This window comes from Mesorhizobium sp. WSM4837 (assembly GCF_055811435.1).
On sequence record NZ_JBVVQE010000035.1, the window covers coordinates 40,468 to 63,693 of the forward strand.

Annotated in this window: 25 protein-coding genes and 1 other RNA gene; 10 read left to right on the forward strand and 16 right to left on the reverse strand. The window is 62.7% G+C overall.

The window, feature by feature from the left end; translation table 11 throughout:
* The first annotated feature begins 356 nt into the window (after window positions 1-356).
* Together AC0L3D_RS20690 and AC0L3D_RS20695 are read left to right on the forward strand one after the other, a co-directional pair.
* Window positions 357-2,159, forward strand: a complete 1,803-nt coding sequence (locus AC0L3D_RS20690; RefSeq protein ID WP_128167081.1) for an NAD(P)/FAD-dependent oxidoreductase — start codon at window positions 357-359, stop codon at window positions 2,157-2,159.
* A gap of 160 nt (window positions 2,160-2,319) precedes the next feature.
* On the forward strand, window positions 2,320-4,158 hold the full coding sequence (locus AC0L3D_RS20695; protein ID WP_473645689.1) for an ATP-binding protein: 1,839 nt from the start codon (window positions 2,320-2,322) through the stop codon (window positions 4,156-4,158).
* Between the two features lie 217 nt (window positions 4,159-4,375).
* Here the strand turns inward: AC0L3D_RS20695 and AC0L3D_RS20700 are convergent, their stop codons facing one another.
* Window positions 4,376-5,167 carry a GGDEF domain-containing protein gene (locus AC0L3D_RS20700; RefSeq protein ID WP_023798799.1) on the reverse strand — a complete coding sequence of 264 codons (792 nt, stop codon included), beginning with the start codon at window positions 5,165-5,167 and terminating at the stop codon, window positions 4,376-4,378.
* Between the two features lie 103 nt (window positions 5,168-5,270).
* A complete protein-coding gene (gene miaA, locus AC0L3D_RS20705) occupies window positions 5,271-6,263 on the reverse strand; it encodes a tRNA (adenosine(37)-N6)-dimethylallyltransferase MiaA (RefSeq protein WP_023798798.1) in 993 nt (330 codons plus the stop codon).
* Between miaA and serB the strand changes: the two genes are divergently transcribed.
* Complete coding sequence (gene serB / locus AC0L3D_RS20710; RefSeq protein WP_473645669.1) at window positions 6,253-7,140, forward strand: phosphoserine phosphatase SerB; 888 nt, start codon at window positions 6,253-6,255, stop codon at window positions 7,138-7,140. The genes miaA and serB overlap by 11 nt on opposite strands.
* A complete protein-coding gene (locus tag AC0L3D_RS20715; RefSeq protein ID WP_473645670.1) occupies window positions 7,137-7,700 on the forward strand; it encodes a GNAT family N-acetyltransferase in 564 nt (187 codons plus the stop codon). Before serB ends, AC0L3D_RS20715 begins: the two co-directional genes overlap by 4 nt.
* Before the next feature lie 16 nt (window positions 7,701-7,716).
* On the opposite strand, the gene AC0L3D_RS20720 is transcribed toward AC0L3D_RS20715, so the two are convergent.
* The 7 genes from AC0L3D_RS20720 to AC0L3D_RS20750 all read right to left on the reverse strand — a co-directional run bounded on the left by AC0L3D_RS20720 (window position 7,717) and on the right by AC0L3D_RS20750 (window position 13,627).
* Complete coding sequence (locus tag AC0L3D_RS20720; protein ID WP_287180751.1) at window positions 7,717-7,848, reverse strand: hypothetical protein; 132 nt, start codon at window positions 7,846-7,848, stop codon at window positions 7,717-7,719.
* Between the two features lie 75 nt (window positions 7,849-7,923).
* Window positions 7,924-9,438, reverse strand: a complete 1,515-nt coding sequence (locus AC0L3D_RS20725) for a DegQ family serine endoprotease (protein WP_023798795.1) — start codon at window positions 9,436-9,438, stop codon at window positions 7,924-7,926.
* Window positions 9,439-9,576: 138 nt separating this feature from the next.
* Entirely contained in the window at window positions 9,577-9,717 is a 141-nt protein-coding gene (locus tag AC0L3D_RS20730; RefSeq protein WP_236473681.1) for a DUF2065 domain-containing protein, read from the reverse strand.
* A 155-nt stretch (window positions 9,718-9,872) separates the two neighbouring features.
* Window positions 9,873-10,850: a protease modulator HflC gene (gene hflC, locus AC0L3D_RS20735; protein ID WP_023798793.1), complete on the reverse strand. Its 978-nt coding sequence runs from the start codon at window positions 10,848-10,850 to the stop codon at window positions 9,873-9,875.
* Window positions 10,850-11,959 (reverse strand): FtsH protease activity modulator HflK, encoded by a 1,110-nt coding sequence (hflK, locus tag AC0L3D_RS20740; RefSeq protein WP_027154960.1) that lies wholly within the window; start codon window positions 11,957-11,959, stop codon window positions 10,850-10,852. The genes hflC and hflK overlap by 1 nt, the downstream gene beginning before the upstream one ends.
* 142 nt (window positions 11,960-12,101) lie before the next feature.
* Window positions 12,102-12,620 carry a dihydrofolate reductase gene (locus tag AC0L3D_RS20745; RefSeq protein ID WP_023798791.1) on the reverse strand — a complete coding sequence of 173 codons (519 nt, stop codon included), beginning with the start codon at window positions 12,618-12,620 and terminating at the stop codon, window positions 12,102-12,104.
* Window positions 12,620-13,627: a DUF4424 domain-containing protein gene (locus tag AC0L3D_RS20750; RefSeq protein ID WP_128177747.1), complete on the reverse strand. Its 1,008-nt coding sequence runs from the start codon at window positions 13,625-13,627 to the stop codon at window positions 12,620-12,622. Before AC0L3D_RS20750 ends, AC0L3D_RS20745 begins: the two co-directional genes overlap by 1 nt.
* Before the next feature lie 345 nt (window positions 13,628-13,972).
* On the opposite strand from AC0L3D_RS20750, the gene cobF reads away from it, so the two are divergent.
* Window positions 13,973-14,746 carry a precorrin-6A synthase (deacetylating) gene (gene cobF / locus AC0L3D_RS20755; protein ID WP_128174126.1) on the forward strand — a complete coding sequence of 258 codons (774 nt, stop codon included), beginning with the start codon at window positions 13,973-13,975 and terminating at the stop codon, window positions 14,744-14,746.
* A gap of 27 nt (window positions 14,747-14,773) precedes the next feature.
* Here the strand turns inward: cobF and AC0L3D_RS20760 are convergent, their stop codons facing one another.
* From AC0L3D_RS20760 to AC0L3D_RS20785, 6 genes are all read right to left on the reverse strand, one after another.
* The gene (locus AC0L3D_RS20760; protein WP_023798788.1) at window positions 14,774-15,115 is read right to left on the reverse strand and encodes a winged helix-turn-helix domain-containing protein; all 342 of its coding nucleotides are present in this window, start codon (window positions 15,113-15,115) and stop codon (window positions 14,774-14,776) included.
* 87 nt (window positions 15,116-15,202) lie between these two features.
* Window positions 15,203-16,315, reverse strand: a complete 1,113-nt coding sequence (modC, locus tag AC0L3D_RS20765) for a molybdenum ABC transporter ATP-binding protein (protein WP_128174128.1) — start codon at window positions 16,313-16,315, stop codon at window positions 15,203-15,205.
* Window positions 16,312-17,016, reverse strand: a complete 705-nt coding sequence (gene modB / locus AC0L3D_RS20770; RefSeq protein ID WP_027153742.1) for a molybdate ABC transporter permease subunit — start codon at window positions 17,014-17,016, stop codon at window positions 16,312-16,314. The genes modC and modB overlap by 4 nt, the downstream gene beginning before the upstream one ends.
* Before the next feature lie 13 nt (window positions 17,017-17,029).
* Complete coding sequence (gene modA, locus AC0L3D_RS20775) at window positions 17,030-17,824, reverse strand: molybdate ABC transporter substrate-binding protein (protein WP_473645673.1); 795 nt, start codon at window positions 17,822-17,824, stop codon at window positions 17,030-17,032.
* A 201-nt stretch (window positions 17,825-18,025) separates the two neighbouring features.
* Complete coding sequence (locus AC0L3D_RS20780) at window positions 18,026-18,820, reverse strand: thymidylate synthase (protein ID WP_023798784.1); 795 nt, start codon at window positions 18,818-18,820, stop codon at window positions 18,026-18,028.
* 199 nt (window positions 18,821-19,019) lie between these two features.
* Window positions 19,020-19,331 carry a DUF2853 family protein gene (locus tag AC0L3D_RS20785; RefSeq protein ID WP_023798783.1) on the reverse strand — a complete coding sequence of 104 codons (312 nt, stop codon included), beginning with the start codon at window positions 19,329-19,331 and terminating at the stop codon, window positions 19,020-19,022.
* Between the two features lie 171 nt (window positions 19,332-19,502).
* Between AC0L3D_RS20785 and ssrA the strand changes: the two genes are divergently transcribed.
* Window positions 19,503-19,859, forward strand: a transfer-messenger RNA (tmRNA) gene (gene ssrA, locus AC0L3D_RS20790).
* A gap of 148 nt (window positions 19,860-20,007) precedes the next feature.
* Here the strand turns inward: ssrA and AC0L3D_RS20795 are convergent.
* Entirely contained in the window at window positions 20,008-21,213 is a 1,206-nt protein-coding gene (locus AC0L3D_RS20795) for a multidrug effflux MFS transporter (RefSeq protein WP_473645674.1), read from the reverse strand.
* A 153-nt stretch (window positions 21,214-21,366) separates the two neighbouring features.
* Between AC0L3D_RS20795 and AC0L3D_RS20800 the strand changes: the two genes are divergently transcribed.
* The 4 genes from AC0L3D_RS20800 to AC0L3D_RS20815 all read left to right on the forward strand — a co-directional run bounded on the left by AC0L3D_RS20800 (window position 21,367) and on the right by AC0L3D_RS20815 (window position 23,221).
* The gene (locus AC0L3D_RS20800; RefSeq protein WP_473645676.1) at window positions 21,367-22,071 is read left to right on the forward strand and encodes a TetR/AcrR family transcriptional regulator; all 705 of its coding nucleotides are present in this window, start codon (window positions 21,367-21,369) and stop codon (window positions 22,069-22,071) included.
* 104 nt (window positions 22,072-22,175) lie between these two features.
* The gene (locus AC0L3D_RS20805) at window positions 22,176-22,709 is read left to right on the forward strand and encodes an SspB family protein (RefSeq protein ID WP_023798780.1); all 534 of its coding nucleotides are present in this window, start codon (window positions 22,176-22,178) and stop codon (window positions 22,707-22,709) included.
* 18 nt (window positions 22,710-22,727) lie between these two features.
* The gene (locus AC0L3D_RS20810) at window positions 22,728-22,973 is read left to right on the forward strand and encodes a DUF4169 family protein (RefSeq protein ID WP_128180524.1); all 246 of its coding nucleotides are present in this window, start codon (window positions 22,728-22,730) and stop codon (window positions 22,971-22,973) included.
* A 20-nt stretch (window positions 22,974-22,993) separates the two neighbouring features.
* On the forward strand, window positions 22,994-23,221 hold the full coding sequence (locus tag AC0L3D_RS20815) for a ribbon-helix-helix domain-containing protein (protein ID WP_287237268.1): 228 nt from the start codon (window positions 22,994-22,996) through the stop codon (window positions 23,219-23,221).
* The last annotated feature ends 5 nt before the right edge of the window (window positions 23,222-23,226 follow it).

The window sequence follows — 23,226 nt, forward strand, 5'->3', positions numbered from 1 at the left end:
GGGGTTTTCGCCCGGCGGTTACACCGCCTTGCCCACACGCTTTCCTACTACGAGAATGAGTGCCGTTTTCATGGTGGCGGACAATAGAATTGGTTTTGCGCCGCTGTCAACGGCGAATATGAAAGACGCCAGACGGTTCGGGCCAGGCAGCCCGGTTGCACCCATCGCCTCGAACCACCGTTCCGCATGATCGCCGGCAGGATCAGTGTCCGCGATGATCCAGATAAGCCATTGAAACCGCGCCAAACTATTTGACGACGTGACGCGGCACGCCGTTTGCCGCGATACTCCGGTCGACCGGCCTGGGACGGCCGGCAAGCCGCGATGACGACCAGCACTTCACGGGAGGAAGTTTGATGCTCGACAAGGCCCCAGCCAAGAAACTATCCGACGTGCTCGACCAATTCAGCGCAGCGCTCGCCGCCGGCGACATCGACCGATCGGTCGGGTGCTTTCAGGAAGACTGCTACTGGCGCGACCTGGTGACCTTCACCTGGAACATCAAGACCATGGAAGGTCGCGACCAGGTCCGCGATATGCTGATGAGCCAGTTGGCGACGATAAAGCCATCGAACTGGGCGCTTGCGAAAAGCGAAGACGCCACGGAGAGCGATGGGCTGCTCGAAGGCTGGATCAGTTTCGAAACGGAGGTTGCGCGCGGCTTCGGCCATATCAGGCTGAGGAACGGCAAGATCTGGACGCTGCTCACCACCATGGTCGAGCTGAAGGACCATGAGGAACCCGCCGGCTTCGCCCGGCCGATGGGTGCCAAGCACGGTCACGGCAAAAACCGGCCAACCTGGAAGGAGGAGCGCGAGAAGGAAGCCGCCGAACTCGGCTTTGTCAATCAGCCCAACACGCTGATCATCGGCGGCGGCCAGGGCGGCATCGCGCTCGGTGCCCGGCTGAGGCAGCTCGGCGTGCCGACCATTATCGTCGAGAAGAACGAGCGTGCCGGCGATTCATGGCGCAAGCGTTACAAGTCGCTCTGCCTGCACGATCCGGTCTGGTATGACCATCTGCCCTATATCGACTTTCCTCGGAACTGGCCGGTCTTCTCGCCCAAGGACAAGATCGGCGACTGGCTGGAAATGTACACCAAGGTCATGGAGCTGAACTATTGGTCCTCCACGCAGGCCAAGAGCGCCACCTATGACGATCAGAAGAAGGAATGGACGGTCGTCGTCCGTCGCGACGGCAAGGACATCACGCTGAAGCCGAAGCAGCTGGTGCTGGCCACCGGCATGTCGGGCCGGCCCAACATCCCGCAGTTCAAAGGCATGGAGAATTTCAAGGGCGATCAGCACCATTCCTCGAAACATCCCGGTCCAGACAGCTACGCTGGCAAGAAAGTCGTCGTCATCGGGTCGAACAATTCCGCGCATGATATCTGCGCCGCACTCTGGGAAGCCGGCGTCGACGTCACCATGGTGCAGCGATCGACCACGCACATCGTCAGATCCGACACGCTGATGGATATCGGGCTCGGAGCCCTCTATTCGGAGCAGGCCGTGCAAAACGGCATGACCACGGCCAAGGCCGATCTCCTCTTCGCCTCGCTGCCCTACAAGATCCTGCACGAATTCCAGATCCCGCTCTACGAGAAGATGAAGGAGCGTGATGCCGCCTTCTACGAGGGCCTGGAAAGAGCTGGCTTCATGCTCGACTGGGGCGACGACGGTTCGGGCCTGTTCATGAAATATCTCAGGCGCGGTTCCGGCTACTATATCGATATCGGCGCCTCCCAGCTGATCATCGACGGCGCCATCAAGCTGAAGAGCGGCGTCGACGTGACCGAGATCAAGGAACATTCGGTCCTGCTCAGCGACGGCACCGAGCTGCCGGCCGATGTCGTCGTCTATGCCACCGGCTACGGTTCGATGAACGGCTGGGCGGCAGAGCTGATCTCGAAAGAGGTCGCCGACAAAGTCGGGAAATGCTGGGGGCTCGGCTCGAACACCACCAAGGATCCCGGTCCCTGGGAGGGCGAGCAGCGCAACATGTGGAAGCCGACGCAACAGGAAGCGCTCTGGTTCCACGGCGGCAATCTGCACCAGTCACGCCACTATTCGCAGTTCCTGTCGCTGCAGTTGAAAGCGCGGCACGAGGGCATCGCGACGCCGGTCTACGGGCTGCAGCAGGTCCATCACACAGGATAGAGGTTCGAGGCTGTCGCCGGGACTCGCCGCCGGTCGGTTCAATTTTCGCGACCGGCTTAATCGTCCCTACACCATCCGACCTCACCCCCCCTTAACCGCGTCGGCGTAAGGTCGATCGCCTTGGGGAAAATGGAAAAGGGAAATGGGGAACAGCCTGTCCATGTTCGTCGACCGCGACGCCTCCGTTGGAGAGCCGACATTGCAGGAGCGCCGCAAGGCGGAGCAGAGCGACAAGCGCGTTCTGGGCAATGTCGTCCAGTGCGACGGCGCGCGCGCCACCATCAGCGCCCATGCCGCCGATATCCTAGGCACGGTCACCGGCCATTGGAGCGTCGGCAAGATGGTCTCCATCAACCTTGGCAACACGCGAACCGTCGGGCTGGTCTACGCGGTCGGCAAGTCGGATCGCGCCTGGCACGATGAGGGCCAGAACCCGATCGAGGTCAGTATCGAGCTGATCGGCGAGGTGCGCGACGGCGCCGAGCCCGGCGCCAAACCGGTTTTCGACCGCGGTATCACCACCTATCCACATATCGGCGCCATTGCCCACCGCATCCGCAGCCGCGACCTGCAGGCGGTCTATGACCTGGCCGGGCGTCACTCGATCACCATCGGCACGCTGTCACAGGATGAGGAGATCGACGCCAACATCGCTATCGACGACACGCTGGCGCGCCATTTCGCCATTGTCGGCACCACCGGCGTCGGCAAATCCACCGCCGTCTCGCTGCTTTTGCGCAAGTCGATCGCCGCTCGACCCGACCTGCGCGTTCTCATCCTCGATCCGCACAACGAGTTCGCCGCGTCCTTGCCAGAGCACTGCGTCAGGGTCGATTCGGCGACGCTGGACCTGCCCTTCTGGATGTTCAGGCTCGAGGAGTTTGCCGAAGTGCTGTTTCGCGGTCGAGAGATCGTGCCGGAAGAGGTGGACGCCTTGCGCGATCTTATTCCCGCGGCCAAAAACCTTTATCGCAACCCGAATTCGGGCACGTATCTCAGGCGCGGCAGCGATGCGCTGACCGCGGACACGCCGGTGCCCTATCGCATTGTCGATCTCATCAAGCAGATCGACGAGCGCATGGGACTGCTGGAAAGCAAGAACGACCGCCCCACCCTCAAATCGCTGAAGACGCGCATCGAATCGGCAGCCTCCGATCCGCGCTACCGCTTCATGTTCAACTCGCGGCTGATCGAGGACACCATCCACGAGACGATCGGCAACATCTTCCGCGTGCCGCATCACGGCCGCCCGGTGACCTGCTTCGAGATGGCAGGCATGCCTTCGGAAGTGGTCAATTCCGTCTGCTCGGTGCTGGCGCGTCTGGCCTTCGACCTGGCGCTGTGGAGCGAAGGCCGGCTGCGGCTGCTTTTGCTGTGCGAGGAAGCGCACCGCTACATGCCGGCCGATCCGCGCCTTGGTTTCGCGCCGACCCGGCACGCGCTGTCGCGCATCGCCAAGGAAGGCCGCAAATATGGTTGTTATCTCGGCATCGTCACACAGCGCCCGGGCGAACTCGACCCCACCATCCTGTCGCAGTGCTCGACCTTTTTTGCGATGCGGCTCGCCAACGAGCAGGACCAGGCGATCATCCGCTCGGCGATCGCCGATTCCTCGGCCTCGACACTGGCGTTCCTGTCTTCGATGGGCCAGCGCGAAGCCATCGCCTTTGGTGAAGGCGTGGCGACGACCATGCGAATGAAATTCGAAAAACTGTCCGATGGCCTGATCCCGGGCACAGCCAAGCGCGAGGAAGCCTTGCCGTCCGAGCTTGGCCATGATGTCGATCTGGTGGCGATCGTCGAAAGGCTTCGCAACGTTCCAAAACCGCAGCAGGCGATGGTCTTCGCCGAAGTCGTGGATTCGAGCCGGCAGGCCGGCGATCCCGACTATCGCAAGCCGCCCGCCCCGACTGTCGCACGCGCCCAGCCGGACGACGATTTCGACATGCGTTATGGCCTGAAACCCGCAACCTTCGGCCTGCGCTCGCAGAACGATTGAGCCGGACGGCTTTAGCCTGTGAGGCTAAGGCGCTTCCAAAGTTAAAACTATGTCACCCTGGGAAACCAGGGCCAAATCCCGGAAGGGAATTCATCAGGCCGGATCGAATGAGGTGGCTTTCGAGAACCCGGCGCGGAGTGGACATTTGAGTTCATGAGCACCGGAAGTCGAGAAAGCTGCGTCAGTCGGCCGGCCTCATGAATTCTTCTCCGGGATTTCAGGCGCAGACGCGGTTGCGGCCTTGCCTCTTGGCTTCGTAGAGCTGGCGGTCGGCGCGGCGATAGAACTCTTCGGCGGTTTCCTTGCGGTCCCAGATGGCAAGGCCGACGCTGGTGGTGATCTTCAGCCGGACATTGCCCGATAGTATCGACATGTTGGCGATCGCCTTGCGGATGCGCTCGGCGAACCTGGACAGCAGTTCGGCATCCATGTTGGGCGTGACCACCGCGAACTCCTCACCACCCAGGCGCGCCACCACGTCGTGATAGCGTGTCATGTCCTTGAGACAACTGGCGACCGCCCGCAACACCTGGTCACCGACATCATGGCCGTGGGTGTCGTTGACCTGCTTGAAATGGTCGAGATCAAGGATCATCAGCCCGACCGGCTTGTCGATGCGACGGAATTCCTCGAGATATTCCTTCAGTGCATCGTCGAAATAACGCCGGTTCTGCATGCCGGTCAGGCCGTCGGTCAGCGCCGCATGCTCCAGCGTTTCCGAACGGGCGCTGAGCGAAACCGTCATGGCGCGCAGCTTGCCTTCTTCCGTCGCCTGCTTGCGGATCAGCGGGTAGATGAAGAAAATCCCGAAGAACAGGGCAGTCGCCAAAAGGACGCCGGTCCCAAACAACAGCTTGTTGAGATAAGTGGTCTTCTCAATCGCGGCAGGCGTAGTGATCTCCGCCGCGAGCGCCTGCAGAAGCCCATAGGCGTGAAGCGTCACCAGGCCGGCGGCCAGGATTACGAAGATGAAGACGAAAAAGGCTGATTCCGCCTTGTGAAAACGCATCTGCTCCCCGTTGCAAAACCCTAAAGACGTTATGGCATCGACGGCCTTACGGAGGGTTAATTAGGACAACTTCAACGGGAGGTCTTCCCTTAAAGTCAACTTTTCAGGTTGCACTCGAAAAGGTATCCAAGATCGTGGATTCCACACGATCACCAGGGCGCAATCTCAGCCATTCCGGACCCAACTGATGCCTGAACCAGGTCGCCTGGCGCTTGGCATACTGTCGCGTCGCGATCTTCGCGCGCTCGATCGCTTCGGGAAAACTCAGCTCGCCGGCCATTGCGGCCTGGAGTTCGCGAACGCCGATGGCTTTCATCGCAGGCAAGTCGGGATCGAGGCCAAGATCGGTGATCTGCGTGACCTCGTCGAGGGCGCCCTTCTCCAGCATGCGGTCGAACCGCGCCTCGATCCGCTCCACCAGCTCCGCTCGGTCCGGCTCGATCACAAGGAAGCGCGTGCTGGCTCTGTCGATCAGTGGACGGCCGCGCGCCGCCTGCCATTCCAGGATGGAACGGCCCGATGCGTCGAGCACCTCCAGCGCCCGCACGATGCGCTGGCCGTCGGTCGGCTTCAGCATCATGCCGGCTGCAGAATCCCTGCGCAGCAGGATACGGTGCAGCTTGGCTGCGCCCTGCTCCTGGAGTTCGTAGCGCCAGCGATCACGGATCGACTGCGGAATGTCGGGCATTTCCGAAATGCCCTCCGCAAGCGCCCGGAAATAAAGCCCGGTGCCGCCGACGAAAATCACCGGCCGTTCGAAGAACGTGCCGACCGGACGTTCGACGAACGCGCCGTCGTCGATGAGATTCATCACGTCGCGCAGCCAGGCGCCAGTGGAATAGACGGTGGAGGGATGGACATGTCCGTAGAGGAAATGCGGGACGCGAGCGAGTTCGGCAGCAGTCGGCCGCGCCGTCAGCACGTCGAGCACCGAATAGACCTGCATCGAATCGGTGTTGACGATGACGCCGCCGTTGCGCTCGGCGAGGGCGAGCGCAAGGGCGGACTTGCCGCTGGCGGTCGGCCCGGCTATCAGGATCGCGTTCTTAACGCGGCCCTCGCCCGCCTGCCCGCCGGAATTTTTTATGCCGCTGATCGCCACGCTTGTATCCCATCCCGCCGGTCGCGCATTGTCGCCGGCGCTTGCGAATATGGCGTCGCGGTCGGTCGGCGCAAGCACTGTTCGCTGGCTGGCCGAAGGCATCGCCTGTGAAATCGCCCTGCCCGAGACGGCCGAAGCCGCTGAAACGACCGCCAGCCTGCGCGCCGTGCTTGCACCCGAACCGGTTGACGTGATCGTTCAGCGGCCCGAGGGCAGGCGAAAGAAAATCCTTATCGCCGATATGGATTCGACTGTCATCGACCAGGAGTGCATCGACGAACTCGCCGACGAGATCGGCGTCAAGGATTACGTCGCCGCCATCACGGCGCGATCGATGAATGGCGAGATCGCTTTCGAGCCGGCCTTGCGCGAGCGGGTGGCGCTGCTGAAAGGCCTCGACACTGCCGTGGTCGACCGCATCATCGCCAATCGCCTGACGCTGGCTTCCGGTGGCCGCGCGCTTGTCCAGACCATGCGGGCCAACGGCGCTTGGACTGCACTCGTGTCGGGTGGCTTCAACGTCTTCACCTCACGCATCGGCGGCATGCTCGGCTTTCAGGAGAATCGCGCCAACCGCCTGATCGAGCAGGATGGCCGCTTCACCGGGCTGGTCGCCGAGCCGATCCTGGGGCGCGCCGCCAAGGCCGATGCGCTGCTCGAGATTTCGGCGCGCCTCGGGCTGACGACCGCCGACGCCATTGCTGTCGGCGATGGCGCCAACGACCTCGACATGATCCGCCTTGCCGGCACCGGTGTGGCGCTTCATGCCAAGCAGGTCGTGGCGGCGGAGGCAAAATTCCGCATCGACCATGGCGACCTGACCGCGCTTCTCTATCTGCAGGGCTACCGGCGGGAGGCGTTTGTGGAGTGACGCCAATCCGCACCGAGCGCCTGATCCTGCGCAACTGGGAGGATCGCGACCGCGACCTCTTCTACCGCATCAACTCCGACGAGCGCGTCATGGAGTTCTTTCCGTTTCGCCGCGACCGCGCGCAGGCCGACGCCAAGATGGACGAGTTCCGCGCCTGGATTGCCGAGGATGGCTACGGTTTCGCTGCCGCCGAGATAGTTGAAACGCGCCAATGCATCGGCTTCGTCGGCCTCCTCGACACCGATCATTTGCCGTTCCTGCCGGCCGGCACCGTCGAGATCGGCTGGCGGCTGGCGCCCGAATTCTGGGGCCATGGCTATGTCACCGAGGCAGCCGAAGCCTGGCTCGCCTATGGCTTCGAAACGCTTGGCCTCGAGGAAATCGTTTCTTTCGCCGTCAGGGATAACAGCCGGTCCACCGCCGTCATGGAACGCCTGGGCATGACCGCCGACCCGGCCAGGGATTTCGACCACCCCGGCATTCCGGACAGCCACGCCAGGCTCAAGCGGCATGTGTTCTACAGGCTGACAGCCACGGATTGGCAGAAAAATCGGCGCTGATCAGCGCCGGCCCTGATCAGCGCTTTTCAAACGGAAGCTCGTCGCCGGGCTGCGGCGGTTTGACGCCGACCCGATCGAGCACTTTCGCGAAATCGTCGCCCGATGCATTACCAGCCCGTCGGCGCAGGAAATCGGCCGCTGTCTTCATGGCTCCAACCTTTTGCGACACCGCCGACGCGATCCACTGGTTCAGCGACACACCATCAGCACGTGCCTCCGGGACTCAGTCCATCCGGATCGTCACAAACCGCAATTCGCCGCTCTTCGACGCCAGCATCAGCAGCGCATTCTTGCGTCCCTGCTCCTTCAACGCAGCAATCCGGTCCATGACATCCTTGGGCGTGGCGACCGATTCCTGCGCGATCTCGGTGATCACCTCGCCGGCCTGAATGCCGCGTTCGGCAGCGGCCGAATCCTTGGCGACTTCAGTGATGACCACGCCGGAGACTTCGGCGGCAATGCCGAATTTCGTCCGCGTCTCGTCGTTGAGGTCGCCAACGGTCATGCCGAGCACGGACGCCGTCGAAACGGCAGGCGCCTCGTCGCCAGTGTCCTTGTCGGTATTGCCGTTCTCGCCGCTGGCAAGCTTTTCGCCATCTTCGAGCCGGCCAAGCGTCACCTTCACGGTCTGCTCGACGCCCTTGCGCACGATGACCACGTCGACAGCCTTGCCGACCGTGCTCTCCGCGACGACGCGTGGCAGGTCGCGCATTTCATTGACGTCCCTGCCGTCGAACTTGATGATGACGTCGCCCGCCAGGATGGTGCCGTTGTCGACAGGCCCGCCCTTGATGACGCCGGCGACCAGCGCGCCCTTGGCGGTCGCCATGCCGAGGCTCTCGGCAATGTCGTCCGTCACCGGCTGGATGCGCACACCGAGCCAGCCGCGCCGCGTCTCGCCGAACTGACGGAGCTGGTCGACGACTCCCAACGCCAGCTGCGAGGGGATGGAAAAGCCGATGCCGATCGAGCCGCCGGACGGCGATATGATCGCCGTGTTGATGCCGATCACCTCGCCGGCGCTGTTGAACAGCGGCCCGCCGGAATTGCCGCGGTTGATCGCGGCATCGGTCTGGATGAAATCGTCATAGGGGCCGGAATTGATGTCGCGGTTGCGGGCCGAGACGATGCCGACCGTCACGGTGCCGCCGAGGCCGAACGGATTGCCGATCGCCATCACCCAGTCACCGACGCGCATCTTGCTGGAATCGCCGAATTTCACCGCCGTCAGCTTGTGCCCTTTCGGATCGACCTTCAGCACCGCCACGTCGGTCTTGGTGTCGGTGCCGACCAGCGTCGCCTTCAGCGTCACGCCGTCGGAGAAATTCACCTCGATGTCGTCGGCATCGGCGATTACGTGGTTATTCGTCACCACGATGCCCTGCTCGGCGTCGACCACGAAGCCTGAGCCCAGCGACTGCACCTTTTGCGAGGGGTTGCCCTGTTCGCCGGGACGGTTCTTGAAGAAATCGTCGAAGAAGTCCTGGAAGGGCGAGCCCTCTGGAAGCTGCGGCATCGGCACCGCGCCGGGGCCTTCCGTGCCCTTGACCCTCTGCGAGGTCGATATATTGACCACGGCGCCGAGCAGGCCCTGCGCCAGATCGGCGACCGAAGCCGGGCCGTCGTCGGCGGCCGCGGGCGCCACCAGCGACGGGACGGTAGCGACGCCGATAAGAAGTGCTGCAGCACCCGCGGTGAATGTCCGCCTCGCCGCGCGCAAAAAGCTGTTGGATGTCATCGAGAAGTCTCCCGGTGTCTCTGAGAAGAAAAGCGCTCGCCGAAAACGCTGCGTCGAGCCATGTTGGCAAGAAATACGGCACGTTTGCGGCTATGGCTATCGGCGGAGGATAAATCCTCCGTTATCCCGAAATCATCGTCATCCACCACGCACCAGCCAGACGAGCCCGACACCAACGGCGATTGCAATCAGCCCGGCGACCCGCAGCGTATTTTCCGGCATCGACAGAACCTCGCCGGCAAGTTTCTTGGCGAGACCGGGAAAGCCGCCATAGACCAGGCCCTCGACACTACAGCGCCGCGCGTCCTTTGGACGCGCAAAGGACGCTGTAGCACTTTGATTTGGCGCATGATCCTTTCCGAAAATCGATTCCGATTTTCGGGGTCATGCGCGAGAACCAGGCCTATTGCCGCCAGAAAGTCCTGCACCGGCCGTTACTGACCGGTGCCTGGCTGCGCTGTCGGTGCAGCGGGTGCACGGGGCACAGCTGCTGGCCCAGGCGCTGCCGGTGCAGCCGGCGCTGCCGGCGTGTCCGCGCCGGCGGGATTGCGGAAGAAACGGAAGAAGTCCGAATTCGGCGACAGCACCATCGTCGTCCCGGTACTGTTCAGCGCCGTGCCGTAGGCATTCATCGACCGGTAAAAGTCGAAGAAGGCTGGATCGCGCTGGTAGGCGTTCGCGAAGGTGGCGCTGCGTTGAGCTTCACCTTCACCGCGCAGGATTTCAGACTCTCTCCGTGCCTCGGCGACGATCTCCACCACTTCGCGGTCGGCGCGCGCCCTGATGCGCTGCGCCGCCTCGTTGCCGCGCGCCCGCAGCCGCTCGGCTTCGGCCAGACGCTCAGCCTTCATGCGGTCATATGTCTGTTGCGAGACTTCCGCCGTCAAATCGGTCCGGCGAATGCGGACATCCTCGATCTGCAGGCCGAGCGACGTGGCGTCGGGCCTCAGCTGATCGCGCACTTCGCGCATCATCACGGCTCGCTCTTCCGAGAGCGCCGCCTCGAAGTCGCGCAGACCGTAGACACGGCGCAAGGCGGCGTCGAGACGCGTCCTCAAGCGTGCCTCGGCCAGCTCGATCTGGCCGGACACCGCGGAGCGAAACACGCGCGGATCCGAGATCCGATAGGCGATGAAGGCGTCGACCTCATAAAACTTGCCGCCCGAAACCTGGACGCGGATGTTGTCGAGGTCGAAGCGCAGCACCCTGTTTTCGATCAACTGCACGCTGTCGGCATCGAAGAAGGCGAACGGCGCCTTGAAATAGATGCCCGGCTGGCTCTTGACGTCGACGATCTCGCCGAACCTGAGCACCAGTGCCTGCTGGCGCGCATTGACAACGAAGACCGACGAATAGAGCAGGAACAGGACGACCGCGGCGATGACGGCGATGATGGGAAGACGGTTGGCCATCACTGGTTTCCTCCCAGCACCGGCGCCGGCGCCGGCGCCTTCTGCTGCAATGCCGGCAGCGGCAGATAGGGAACGACCCCTGGTCCGCTGCCTTGCTCGATAATGACCTTGCTGGAATCCTTCAGAACCCTCTCCATCGTTTCCAGATAAAGCCGCTGGCGCGTCACATCCGGCGCCTTGGCGTATTCGTCATAGACCGAGATGAAGCGCTGCGCCTCGCCTTCGGCCTCCTGCACGACCCGGTTCTTGTAGCCGGCCGCCTCCTCGCGGATCTGTGCGGCCTCGCCGCGCGCCTGGCCGAGCTTCTGGTTGGAATACTGGTTGGCCTGCTCGACGAACTTGTCCTCGTCCTGTTCGGCGCGCTGCACCTCGTCAAAGGCGTCGGCCACTTCGCGCGGCGGTGCGGCATCCTCGATCGAAATCGCGTTGACGTTCAGGCCGGCCTTGTAGCCGTCCAGCGTCGTCTGGATGATTTCGCGCACGGACGCTGCAATGCCCTCGCGATCGTCGCGGAAGATGTCCTGCGCCGGCCGCCGACCGACCGCTTCGCGCATGGCGCTTTCGGCGACCTGGCGCAGCATGCCGTCGGGATCGGACACGTCGAACAGATAGGCCCTCGGATCGGAGACCTGATAGGCCACCGAGAACTGGACGTTGACGATGTTCTGGTCGCCCGAAAGCATCAGCCCTGAACCGTTGCCGGAGGCCGTGCCGCCGCCGATGTTGACGAGTTGTTCGGCAATCACGGCCGTCTCGACCGTCTCGATGGGCCACCAATGGAAATGCAGGCCGGGCTGGGAGAACTCTGCCTTTGGCACGCCGAATCTGAGTTCGACCGCAACCTCGTCGGGCTGCACGGTATAGACCGCCTTGAACGCCCACAGCGCTATAAGCGCTGCCGCGATCAATCCGAACACGGCTGGGCTGGCGCCAGTGCCACCCGGCAAAGCACGCCGCAACCTGTCCTGGCCGCGCCGGATGATGTCTTCGAGATCGGGAGGCGAGCCCTGCGGACCGCTAGGCCCCTTTGGTCCCTGCCCCCAGGGTCCTGGATTGTTGCCGCCGCCCCATGGGCCGCCGCCTCCGCCGCTTTTGTCATTCCAGGGCATAAATGTCCTTTCGCTCCCTCATGCGCCGGCCTGACGACGCAAAATCCGGTGTTGTTCTTCTATAGGGATGCGACGGCGCGCTTTCAACGCGATCGGTCGTCGTCACCGTCCGTTTTGGACCGTCGCGACCCTTTACCGTCTCTCAATGCACGTCGCGGCGTCGCTCGTAAACCGAATAGCGTGTCGCATGACTATCCTTTTCACCGGCCGGAACGTCCTGCGAGCGGCCGATGCGCCACAAATCCGGGTCGATCGGCGGGAAATGCGCGTCGCCGTCGACTGCGGCAAGGACATGGGTGACATGCAAGCGGTCGGCCAGCGGCAGCGCCTGGGCATAGATCTCGCCGCCGCCGATGACGCAGATTTCGTCGGCGCCGGCCATGCAGCGCCCGCGCACCTTCGCCAGGCGGATCGCCTCGTCGAGCGAATGCACGACTTCGACGCCCTCGGCGCGCCAGGCCTTGTCGCGGGTCACCACGATATTGAGCCTGCCCGGCAGAGGCCGGCCGATGCCTTCATAGGTCTTGCGACCCATGATGACAGGTTTGCCCATCGTGTCGGCCTTGAACCGCTTGAGATCGCTGGAAAGCCGCCACGGCAAACCGCCATCGCGCCCGATCACACCGTTTTCGGCGATGGCGACATAGATCGCGACGTCCATCAGCCGCCGCTCCCGCCCGAAGGTACCAGCAGCATTATGTCGATGTCGTGCTCAGGGTAGAAATTCTCTGCCGTCATCTCGAAACGCGTCGGCCCGACTTTCCTGACGTTTTCGCCACAGAACGAGACCAGGTTCTTCGGATCGCCCTTGTCGACGGTCAGCTTGAACTTGCCGATCGAGCCAGTCGCCCAGTTGCCGCCAGTGGTCAGGACATAGGCGATGCGGTTTTCGAAATATCTCGGCGTGCCGTCGGGAGTGCCCTTCGCCGCCTTGCGAATCGCATTCTCGAACGTGCCGTCCATGCAGTAACGGGTCTTGTAGGCGGCGTATTGGCCCTGGAACTGGCCGTCATAGAAGAAGCTGACCGAGGAGGTGCCGCCGACGCTGGGCTTGTAGCGATGGGCGACGCGGACTGCCTTGTTGGCTGGAAAGGTCGAGCGCCACCAATAAGTCGAGCGCAATTGCCAGAACGGCACATAGACGGTTTTCATGCCAGACCCGTCGTCGGCGGTGTCCTCGATGATGAGGCCGCGGTCGACCCAGTCGTCGGCAACCGCTTGCGGCAGCTTCGCCAATGCCGCCCTGGCCGCATCGCCGAACGGGTAGAACGGCACGTTCTGCGACTCGAGATCGGCACTGATGTCGATGCCGAGCGCAAATGCCTTCTGCTCGAGCTGCGGCTTTGCCGCCACGCCGTCTATGGTCACCTCGAAGCCGAGGAAATTATCGCTCTGGCCGTCGGGAATTGCCGGCATCTCGTTCGGATCGCCTTCGATGTCAGGCATCGGAAAGGCGACGATCGCATCGACATCCTTGTCGGTGTTGTTGCGGAAGACATAGTCGACCGTCACCTTTTCCGGCGAGATGTAGAGGTCCTCGCTTTCCATGGCGACCGCGTCGCTGCGCGACAGGATCAGGCCGCCCGTCCCCAATTCGGCGATCGAATCATTGGCGAACACGGGCGTGGCCGAAAGCGCCAGCGCGGCGGTCAGGACATAACGGAACATGGAAGCTCCCTGGGCGAGATGCCGATGACTCTATCGCATCGGCCCGAAAATCGGAATCGATTTCGGAAAGCACGATGCGACGATTCAAGGTGCTAGAGCGTACTTTGTGCGTCCAGGTGGACGCACGTCCCTCTATCGCATCGGCCCGAAAATCGGAATCGATTTTCGGAAAGCACGATGCGACGATTCAAGGTGCTAGAGCGTACTTTGTGCGTCCAAGTGGACGCACGTCGCTCTAGCCGTTTCAATGTTGGGTTTCAAAGCCCTTCCGCGCTTGCGCACATGCCATGCCCACCCGCCGGGCCAGTCTGGACAGCGACGTTCCGATGGGGCAGGAGATCGCCCATGCGCAAGCTTCTCGTCATCGGCATCGGCGCCGGCAATCCCGACCACATGACCGTGCAGGCGGTCGACGGCTTGAACCGCGCCGACGTGCTGTTCATCCCCGACAAGGGCGCCAGGAAGAACGATCTCGCAGAACTGCGCCGCCAGATCTGCGACCGATTCGTCACCAATCCAAACTCGCGCCGGGTCGAATTCGACGTGCCGGTGCGGGCCGAGCCAGCGCCCTCCTATCGCTCGACCGTCGATGACTGGCACGAGGCGATCGCCGCGATCTATGAAAGCCTGATCCGCGACGAGCTTTCGCAAGATGGCTGCGGTGCGTTCCTGATCTGGGGCGATCCCTCGCTCTACGACAGCGCGCTACGCATCCTGGAGCGGGTGCGCATGAGAGGCAATGTCGCGTTCGAGCTCGAAGTGATCCCCGGCATCACTGCCGTCCAGGCGCTCGCCGCAAGCCATAAGATGGCGCTGAACCGCATCGGCGATGCGGTTCAGATCACCACCGGCCGCCGGCTCACCGAGGAAGGCTTGCCCGACAATGCCGGCAGCACCGTCGTCATGCTGGACGGCAAGTGCGCCTTCAACACGCTGGACGACAACGACCTCCTTATCCACTGGGGCGCTTATCTCGGCACGCCCGACGAGATCCTCATTTCCGGCCGCCTTGGCGACGTCGGCGACGAGATCGTCAGGACCCGCGACGAGGCGCGCCGGAAAAAAGGCTGGATCATGGACACTTATCTGCTGCGCAAGCCCGGCGAGCCGGAGGAGTAGGCTCCGCCAATACAGGTTCCACCGACCTCACCCGGCATCGATCTCCGCCTGTAAAGCTTCCAGATGCGCCGCCGCCGCGGAAGCCGCTGCCCGTTCGATGGCGCGAAAGCGGCTGACCACCGCAAGCCCCGCCGGAGTCAACTGGGCGCCGCCGCCCTTTTTGCCACCGGTCTGCGCCGCGACCAGCGGCTTGCCGAACACCCGGTTCATGTCCTCGACCAGATCCCAGGCGTGTTTGTAGGACATTTCCATGCCGCGCGCCGCCGCCGAGATCGAGCCGAAGGCGGCGATCTGCTCCAGAAGCTCGATCTTGCCCGGCCCGATGCGCCCTTCTGGATCGAGGTTTATCCGCAAGCTCAGCGACGGCATACGCTCCTCCGCAGTCCCGTCATCCATCCTAGAAGCTCTCCGGCAATACCGCTATTCCAAAATGATATAGCGACGATCATCCGCGGGTCATCCATCCGCCTCGACTGGCAGGCCGGCGCTCATATTCGCCGGGTCGAAGCTCACCGTCTTGACCACGGCGTAGACCACTCGACCAAGCCGGAGTTTCAGCGTCTGTCGCGATTGCTCGGTGATCCGGGCAAGCACGGTTGCGCCATGGCAGTCGATGCCGATCTCGACTGCGGGACCCTCGCCCGGCGCCATCGTCACGATCGTGCCCTGCAGGATGTTGAGCGCGCTGAGACCCGTCGGCTGTTCGGTGGCGATCATCACATCGCGGGCACGGATGCGAACGCGCATCGGCGCACCGACCGGCACGGCCAGAAGCGGCACGCGGATCTCGCCCGCCACCGAGCCGAGCACGGTCATGCCAAAGACATTGTCGTGGCGCAGCACCGCGGTATCCAGCACCGCGCCGCCCTCGCCGCGCTCCTCCGCCGGCAACAGGTCGAGCCGCTGCATGATCGCCCCGGTCGGGCCGCAAGCAGCGACTTTGCCTTGCGCCAGCACAACGACGTCGCTTGCCAGCCGCGCCACCTCCGAGACCGAATGGCTGACATAGACGATCGGGATTTTCGTCTCGTCGCGCAGCCGCTCGATGTAAGGCAGGATTTCTGCCTTGCGGGCCTCGTCAAGCGAAGCCAGCGGCTCGTCCATCAGCAACAGTTTCGGGCTGGCGAGCAGCGCCCGGCCGATCGCCACGCGCTGTTTCTCGCCGCCGGAAAGCTTTGCCGGCCGCCGGTCGAGCAAAGCACCGATGCCGAGAAGGTCGACCACCGCTTTGATGTCCGCATAGCGTTCGGCCGTCGGCGTGAACCAGCGGCCGTAGCGCAGATTGCTGGCCACGCTCATATGCGGAAACAGCCGCGCGTCCTGGAACACCATGCCGATGCGGCGCTTGTGCTTCGGCACGAACCGACCCGCATCCGTATCGACCAGCACGCGGCCGTCGGCCTCGATCCGCCCCTTGTCCGGCCGGATCAGGCCCGCAATCATGTTGATCAGCGTCGTCTTGCCGGAGCCCGAGGGCCCGAACAGTGCGGTCAGCCGCCCGGCGCTCTCGAAGCGGGCGTCGACCTCGAAGTCGCCAAGCCGATGGCTGATGTCGACCACAACGGTCATTCGATATCCATCCGCCTGCCGACGCGCCGCGCCAGCACCTCCGATGCGACAAGTGCTGCCATCGAGATGACGATCGAGATCAGCGTCAGCCTGAGCGCGCCGGCATCGCCGCCCGGCACCTGCGTGAACGTGTAGATCGCCGACGGCAGCGTCTGCGTCTGGTTGGGGATGTTGGAAACGAAAGTGATCGTTGCGCCGAATTCGCCCATCGCCTTGGCGAAAGACAGGATCGCGCCGGTAATCAGGCCGGGCAGGATCAGCGGCAGCGTGATCGTCCCGAATACCCACAACGGATTGGCGCCAAGCGTCCCGGCCGCCGCCTCAATTCTGCGGTCGACCGCCTCGATCGACAGCCGGATCGCCCGCACCATCAGGGGAAAGCCCATGACAGCGCAGGCCAATGCGGCACCTGTCCAGCGAAAGGAGAAGACAATGCCGAAATGCTCGGCCAGAAACGCCCCGACCGGGCCGCGCCTGCCGAAGGAAAGCAGCAGCAGATAGCCGATAACCACCGGCGGCAGGATCAACGGCAGATGCACCAGCCCGTTGAGCAGCGTCTTGCCCCAGAATTGGCCACGGGCAAGCACAAGCGCGATCAATATGCCGGGCGGCAGGCTGGCGACCATCGCCACTGTCGCCACCTTGATCGACAGCCGGACCGCGTTCCATTCGTCGGGAGTGAGGTCCAGCAACCAATCCATCCTTTGGCGTGCCTCAGTTGCTCGGCGTGAGGACCGTAAAACCTTGCGCCTTGAAGAGGTCGCCTGCCTTGGCGGATTGCAGGCACTTTAGGAATGCCGACGCATGCTTGTGCTTCGAATCCGCGATCTGGGCAACCGGGTAGACGATCGGCGGGTGCGAATCCTGCGGGAAGGTGCCGATCACCTTGACGCCGGGCTCGGCATGCGCGTCGGTGGCGTAGACGATGCCGAGTGCTGCTTCGCCTAATGACACCAGCTTGAGCGCTGCGCGTACATTCTCGGCCTGTGCCAACTTGCCTTCGATCGAGGACCAGACGCCGAGCGATTCTAGCGCCGCCTTGCCATATTTGCCGGCCGGCACCGCCTTGAAATCGCCCATGGCAAGTCTGCCGTCACCGATCAGCCCGGCAAGATCAAAACCCTTTTCGATCCTGGTTTCGACCGTCGAATTCTTCGGCGCCACCAGTACGATCTGGTTGCCGAGCAACTTCACTTCGGAACGCGGCTTGGTCAGCTTCTTGTCGGACAGATAGTTCATCCAGTCGCGATCGGCCGAGATGAAGACGTCGGCCGGCGCGCCGCCCTCGATCTGCTTGGCCAATGCGGAGCTTGCCGCATAGGAAATGGTCGCCGCCTCGCCGACATCGGCGGCGCAGGCGGTGTTCACTGCATCCAGTGCGTTCTTCATGCTTGCGGCGGCAAAGACGATCAGCCTGTCATCGGCATGGGCAACCGGCATGGCGGCGATCAATATCGCAAGACCGCCAATGGCGGCCTCCTTCAATCCGAAACCCTTGCGCACCAGCATGAAACTCTCCCGGAGCTTGAAATCCGATCGGCGCGACCCTGCCAGTCGATATATCCGCCTGAATATAACAAGGGAAGGCTTTTTGCCTGACTTAGCCCAATAGCCCACCGACGGCACTGCATGACACCGCCACCGCTCGCGGGCGGACGACACAGCACCGGCGAGCAATTTGAGACAAAGCAAAAAGCCCGATGTTGCGGCTCACACCGCGATGGGCGCCTTGATCGTCGCATCGGCGAGGTAGTTTTCCAGCCGGAAATCTTCGAAGCGGAAGGCAAAAAAGTCCTTCACCTCCGGATTGATCCATAGCGTCGGCAGCGCCTTGGGCGTGCGCTGCAACTGTTCGCGCGCCTGCTCGAAATGGTTTGCATAAAGATGCGCATCGCCCAGCGTATGGACGAAATCGCCGGGCTTCAGCCCCGTCACCTGCGCCACCATCATGGTGAGCAGCGCATAGGAAGCGATGTTGAACGGCACGCCGAGAAAGATATCGGCGGAACGCTGGTAGAGCTGGCAGGAGAGCCTGCCTTCCGAGACATAGAACTGGAACAGGCAATGACAGGGTGGCAGCGCCATGGCTTCCACTTCGGCCGGGTTCCACGCCGAAACGATCAGCCGTCGGGAATTAGGATTCTTGCGTATCTCCTTCAAGAGATTGGCAATCTGGTCGATGGCGCCGCCATGGCCGTCCGGCCAGGAGCGCCATTGCTTGCCGTAGACCGGGCCGAGGTCGCCATTCTCGTCGGCCCATTCGTCCCAGATCGAGACGCCGTGGTCGTTGAGATATTTGATATTGGTGTCGCCGGCCAGGAACCACAGAAGTTCATGCACGATCGACTTCAGGTGAAGCTTCTTGGTGGTGGTGACCGGAAAGCCGCGCGCGAGGTCGAAGCGCATCTGGTAGCCGAACACCGAGCGCGTTCCGGTGCCGGTGCGGTCACCGCGATCGGCGCCGTTTTCCAGCACGTGCTTCAAGAGGTCGAGATATTGGCGCATCGGCGATTCGGGGGCTCGATTCGGGTTAGGCAATCATAACCGACTGGCTGCCGGCCGAATATGTCAAAACGGCACCAGAGTCGCTTTCTCTTACCGCTCGTTTGCGCCGCCCCTCATTGCCCTGCCGGGCAATTCTCCCCGTATAGTGACGGGGAGAAAGAGCTGCCCGCGTCAGCATCCGCAAATTGACATGCGATCCTCAGAGGCTGGCGAGCTTGCCCAGCTCCTTGGCAACCAGGTAATAAAAGGTCACCCGGCTCTTGGTGTTATCGGCCTCCATCGCCTTGCAGGTCTTTTCGATGGCGGCGTCCGCCTTGCTGCCGTCGTCGACGCCAAGCTTTTTGGCAACCCAGCTGGCCTTGACGCGACCAAGTTCGTCGGGATCCGTGCAGGAGACCAGCGAGGAATCACGATTCCTGAGCGCAATGCCCAAATGCTTCACGATCTTGGCGACCGCGTCGGCATCCGCCGCGGCGTCGTACTTCTTCACGTCTGCGAGATAATCGGCCATCAAATTTTCCCCTCGTCGGCGCCACGAGATCCAGTCGATGAGGGTTGTGGCGCGCTGCCGCAAAATGTGCGCTAGTCGGTAACTCCTCACCGCCGCAAAGCTTCGGTTGAGAGCGTTGACAAGTCAAGCCTTTGGCGATGCTGTTTGAGACAGCGGACAAAGCATCATTGAGGCCTTTCATTTTTCACGATCGGTCCCTATATCTGTTTCGTCGGCTCGACCGACTATGGCGATAAACAGGCGATGAAATAAGCCGTTCGGACCCGGGGGCGGTACCCGGCGCCTCCACCAAAAACCGCTCTGCGAAGAGCGGCTTTTGCTGGGGGCGAAATAGGATCGACGAAGGTGTAAAGATCGTACTTTTGCCCGGCATTGTACCACCGTTATCGGGCTGAACTTATAGTTGCCAACGACAACTATGCGGAAGCACGTCTCGCCGCGTAAGCGGTGCGACAGCTTCAAATCAAGCCCTAGTGGTTCGCACTTCTAGGCGGGGTTCGGAGGTACCTGGCAACAGAAACCTCCACTTCTCCTGCTTCGATTCCAACTTTCCCTCCGATCCCCATCTCACCTCGATACTGTGACGGCAGCAGGCTTGCTGGCCGCGCGGCCGCGCCCAGACGCGAAAAAGGCCGGGACTGACCCGGCCTTTTTCATTGCTCTCACTGGAAAGCATCTATTCTGCCGGCGCTTCGACAACCTGCCGTCCGCGGCCGAGCGTCACCTTGGCCAGCGTGAACGAGATCACCGCGCAAAGCATGATGCCGGCCACCATAGGCAGCGGCGTGCCGTCGAAGAACACCCCGGCGATGCCCATGGCGAGCGCGCCGATGGCGAAGTGCAGGGTGCCCATCAGCGCCGAGGCGGTGCCGGCGATCGCGCCATGCTCCTCCATGGCCAGCACCGAAGTCGCAGGGATCACCAGGCCGAGAAACCCGTAGCCGACGAACAGCAGCGCCGCCATGACGTCGAGCCGGTCGACGCCGGACGCCATCACTGCGAACAGCACGACCATCGTCGTCGCATAGCCGACCACCGCGACCCGCACCACCGGCCTCAGCCCGAACCTTTCGGACAGCGTTCCCGTCAATTGCGACATGCCGATGAAGGCGACCGCGTTGATCGAGAAGAACACGCTGTAGACCGACGGCGACAGCCCGTAGTGTTCTATCAGGATGAAGGAGGAACTCGACAGATAGACGAAGAAGCTCGCCAGCCCGAAGCCGCCGATGGCCGCCAGGCCAAGGAAGTTGCGGTCGCCCATCAGGAAGCGGTAGGCCGACAGCGCAGTGCCGAACGAACTGCCTGCACGCGCCTCGACCGGCCGCGTCTCCTTGAGCGAGGTCGCCAGCAGGATGGTGGCGAGCACCGCCCCACCCGTCACCGTCCAGAACACGGCACGCCAGCCGAAATTCTCGATAATGACGCTGCCGGTCAGCGGCGCAAGGATCGGCGACACCGAAAACACCAGCATCAGGAGTGACATCAGCTTGGCAGCTTCGGTGCCGATGTGCAGGTCACGCACGATGGCGCGCGGCACCGCCATGCCCGCACTGGCGCCGAGCCCTTGCAGGAAACGGAAGGCGATCAGCCATTCGACCGATGGCGCCAGCGCCGAGCCGATGCCGCCGACCATGAACAGGGCAAGGCCGCCATAGAGCGGCAACTTGCGCCCGACCATGTCGGAGATCGGTCCGACGACGATCTGGCCAAAACCCATGGACAGAAAGAAGATCAGCAAACTCATCTGCACGGCAGCGGTGCTGGCCTGCAGATCTGCGCCGATCGAAGGCAGCGCGGGAAGATACATGTCGATGGCGAACGGACCGATGGCCGACAAAAGGCCGAGCACAACCGCGATGCGGAGGAATTGGGGATTCATGATAGCGGGCTTCTTTCAATCTGGTTTGCCGACCGGCGTGTAATCCTGGGACGTCCCATCCCGTGGAATTCCTGCAGGGGGAATTCCTCTAAATCCAAGTCCATAAATTTAGACACTCTTGTCTAATTCGTCAATCACCCATATATAGTTTTCATGAAGCACGACGTTTCTCCTGACAGCATCCCGCCACGCGGCCATGAGGCAAAGCGTGCCTCGATCATGGACGCTGCCGGCGAGGTGTTCTGCCGCGAAAGCTTCGCCGGCGCCAATATCGACATGATTGCCGCCGAGGCCGGCGTTTCGCGCCAGACGATCTACAACCATCATGGCGACAAGGAGAAACTCTTCGTCGCCATTGTCCGCGACCTCACCGAGCGCTGCAATGCCGGTATCTTCGCCACCATTTCAACCTTTCCCGACCAGCCGAAGGATCTCGAGGCCGATCTGATCGCCTTCGCCGTGCGCATGACCCGCAACTGTATCTGCAGCCGCGACGGAAAGTTCTTGCGCAAGCTGATCCAGACCGAGGGCGAGCGCTATCCCGAGCTGTTTGCCGAATGGCGCGAACAGGGACCGGGCAGGACATGGCCGGCGATCGCCGCCCGTTTCGCCCGCCTCGCCCATGCCGGATTCCTCGACATCGAGGACCCCGATGTCGCGGCGCGCCAGTTCCAGGCCCTCGCCAATGCCGAATTGCAGACGACCTTCATGCTCGGCGGCACGCCGACCGATGATGAAGTGCTGCAATCCGCGACACATGGCGTGCGCACCTTCCTGCGCGCCTTCGCCAAGCGGCAGCCGGCGGCCGATGCGCAAAAGCGCAGCGCGCTCGCTGGGCGCCTGAGCGATCAAATCTGAGGCATGTCCTCTCGCATCTGTGCTGCCGGCATCTATATCCGGTTTACGCCGCGCTCAAGCTTGATTACAGCTATGCGGACGATTCAACGGAACCCGACAGCGACATGGCCGACGACCACATTCGCTACGACATTCTGGCCCAGGAGGCATTGCGCGGCGTCATGCGCAAGGTCCTGGCCGAAGTCGCGCGCACCGGCCTCCCCGGCAACCATCATTTCTTCATCACTTTCCTGACCGGCGCCCCCGGCGTGCGCGTGTCTTCCCGCTTGCGCGAGCGCTATCCCGAACAGATGACCATCGTCATCCAGTTCCAGTATTGGGACCTGAAGGTGACCGACACCGGCTTCGAGGTCGGGCTGTCTTTCTCCGACGTGCCGGAAAAGCTGGAAATCCCGTTCTCGGCCGTGCGCGGCTTTTACGACCCGTCCGTCAATTTCGAGCTCGAATTCGACGTGAAGACGGAAACCTCGGCAGAAGGGGAATTGACCGGCAAGCCCGCTTCCGAACCGCTGGCCGTCGTCGCCGAGAAAAAGCCTGAGAAGAAGAAGACCGCTGAGGCCGAAAAGAAGCCGGCCGCAGCCGACGCCGCCGCCAAGGGCGCCGAAGTGGTGTCGCTCGACGCCTTCCGCAAGAAGTGATCCGACGGGCCGCGCGACATGGCCGACATCGTCAACCTCCGCCAGGCCCGCAAGCAGAAGGCACGAGCCGAGCAGGAGCGCCTGGCCGAACAGAACCGGGCGCTGCACGGCCGCTCCAAGGCCGACCGGGAGCGTGACCGTTCGATCGCCGACAAGGCAGAAAAATTTGTCGCCGGCCATCGCCGCGAAACCTCGGGCGATGCGGATTCCCCTGAAGTCAGACCGAAAAATGTGGCGCCGTTTTCGGATAAGTCCGATGCTTGAAGTGAAATGAGTCACGTCCGGTGAGCCCGGTCGAGAAACGCTCGGTGACCATTCGCGGCCATCGCACCAGCTATTCGCTCGAAAAACCGTTTTTCGACGATCTCGTCGCCATCGCCGCCGCGCGCAAACTGACTCTCGCAGCCCTCGTCGCCGAAATCGACGAGGCCCGGCCGCGCGATGCCAACCTGTCCTCGGCGCTCAGGCTCTACGTCCTGGATTGGGCGAAGCGAGGGATGAAACCCATATAGCCCGT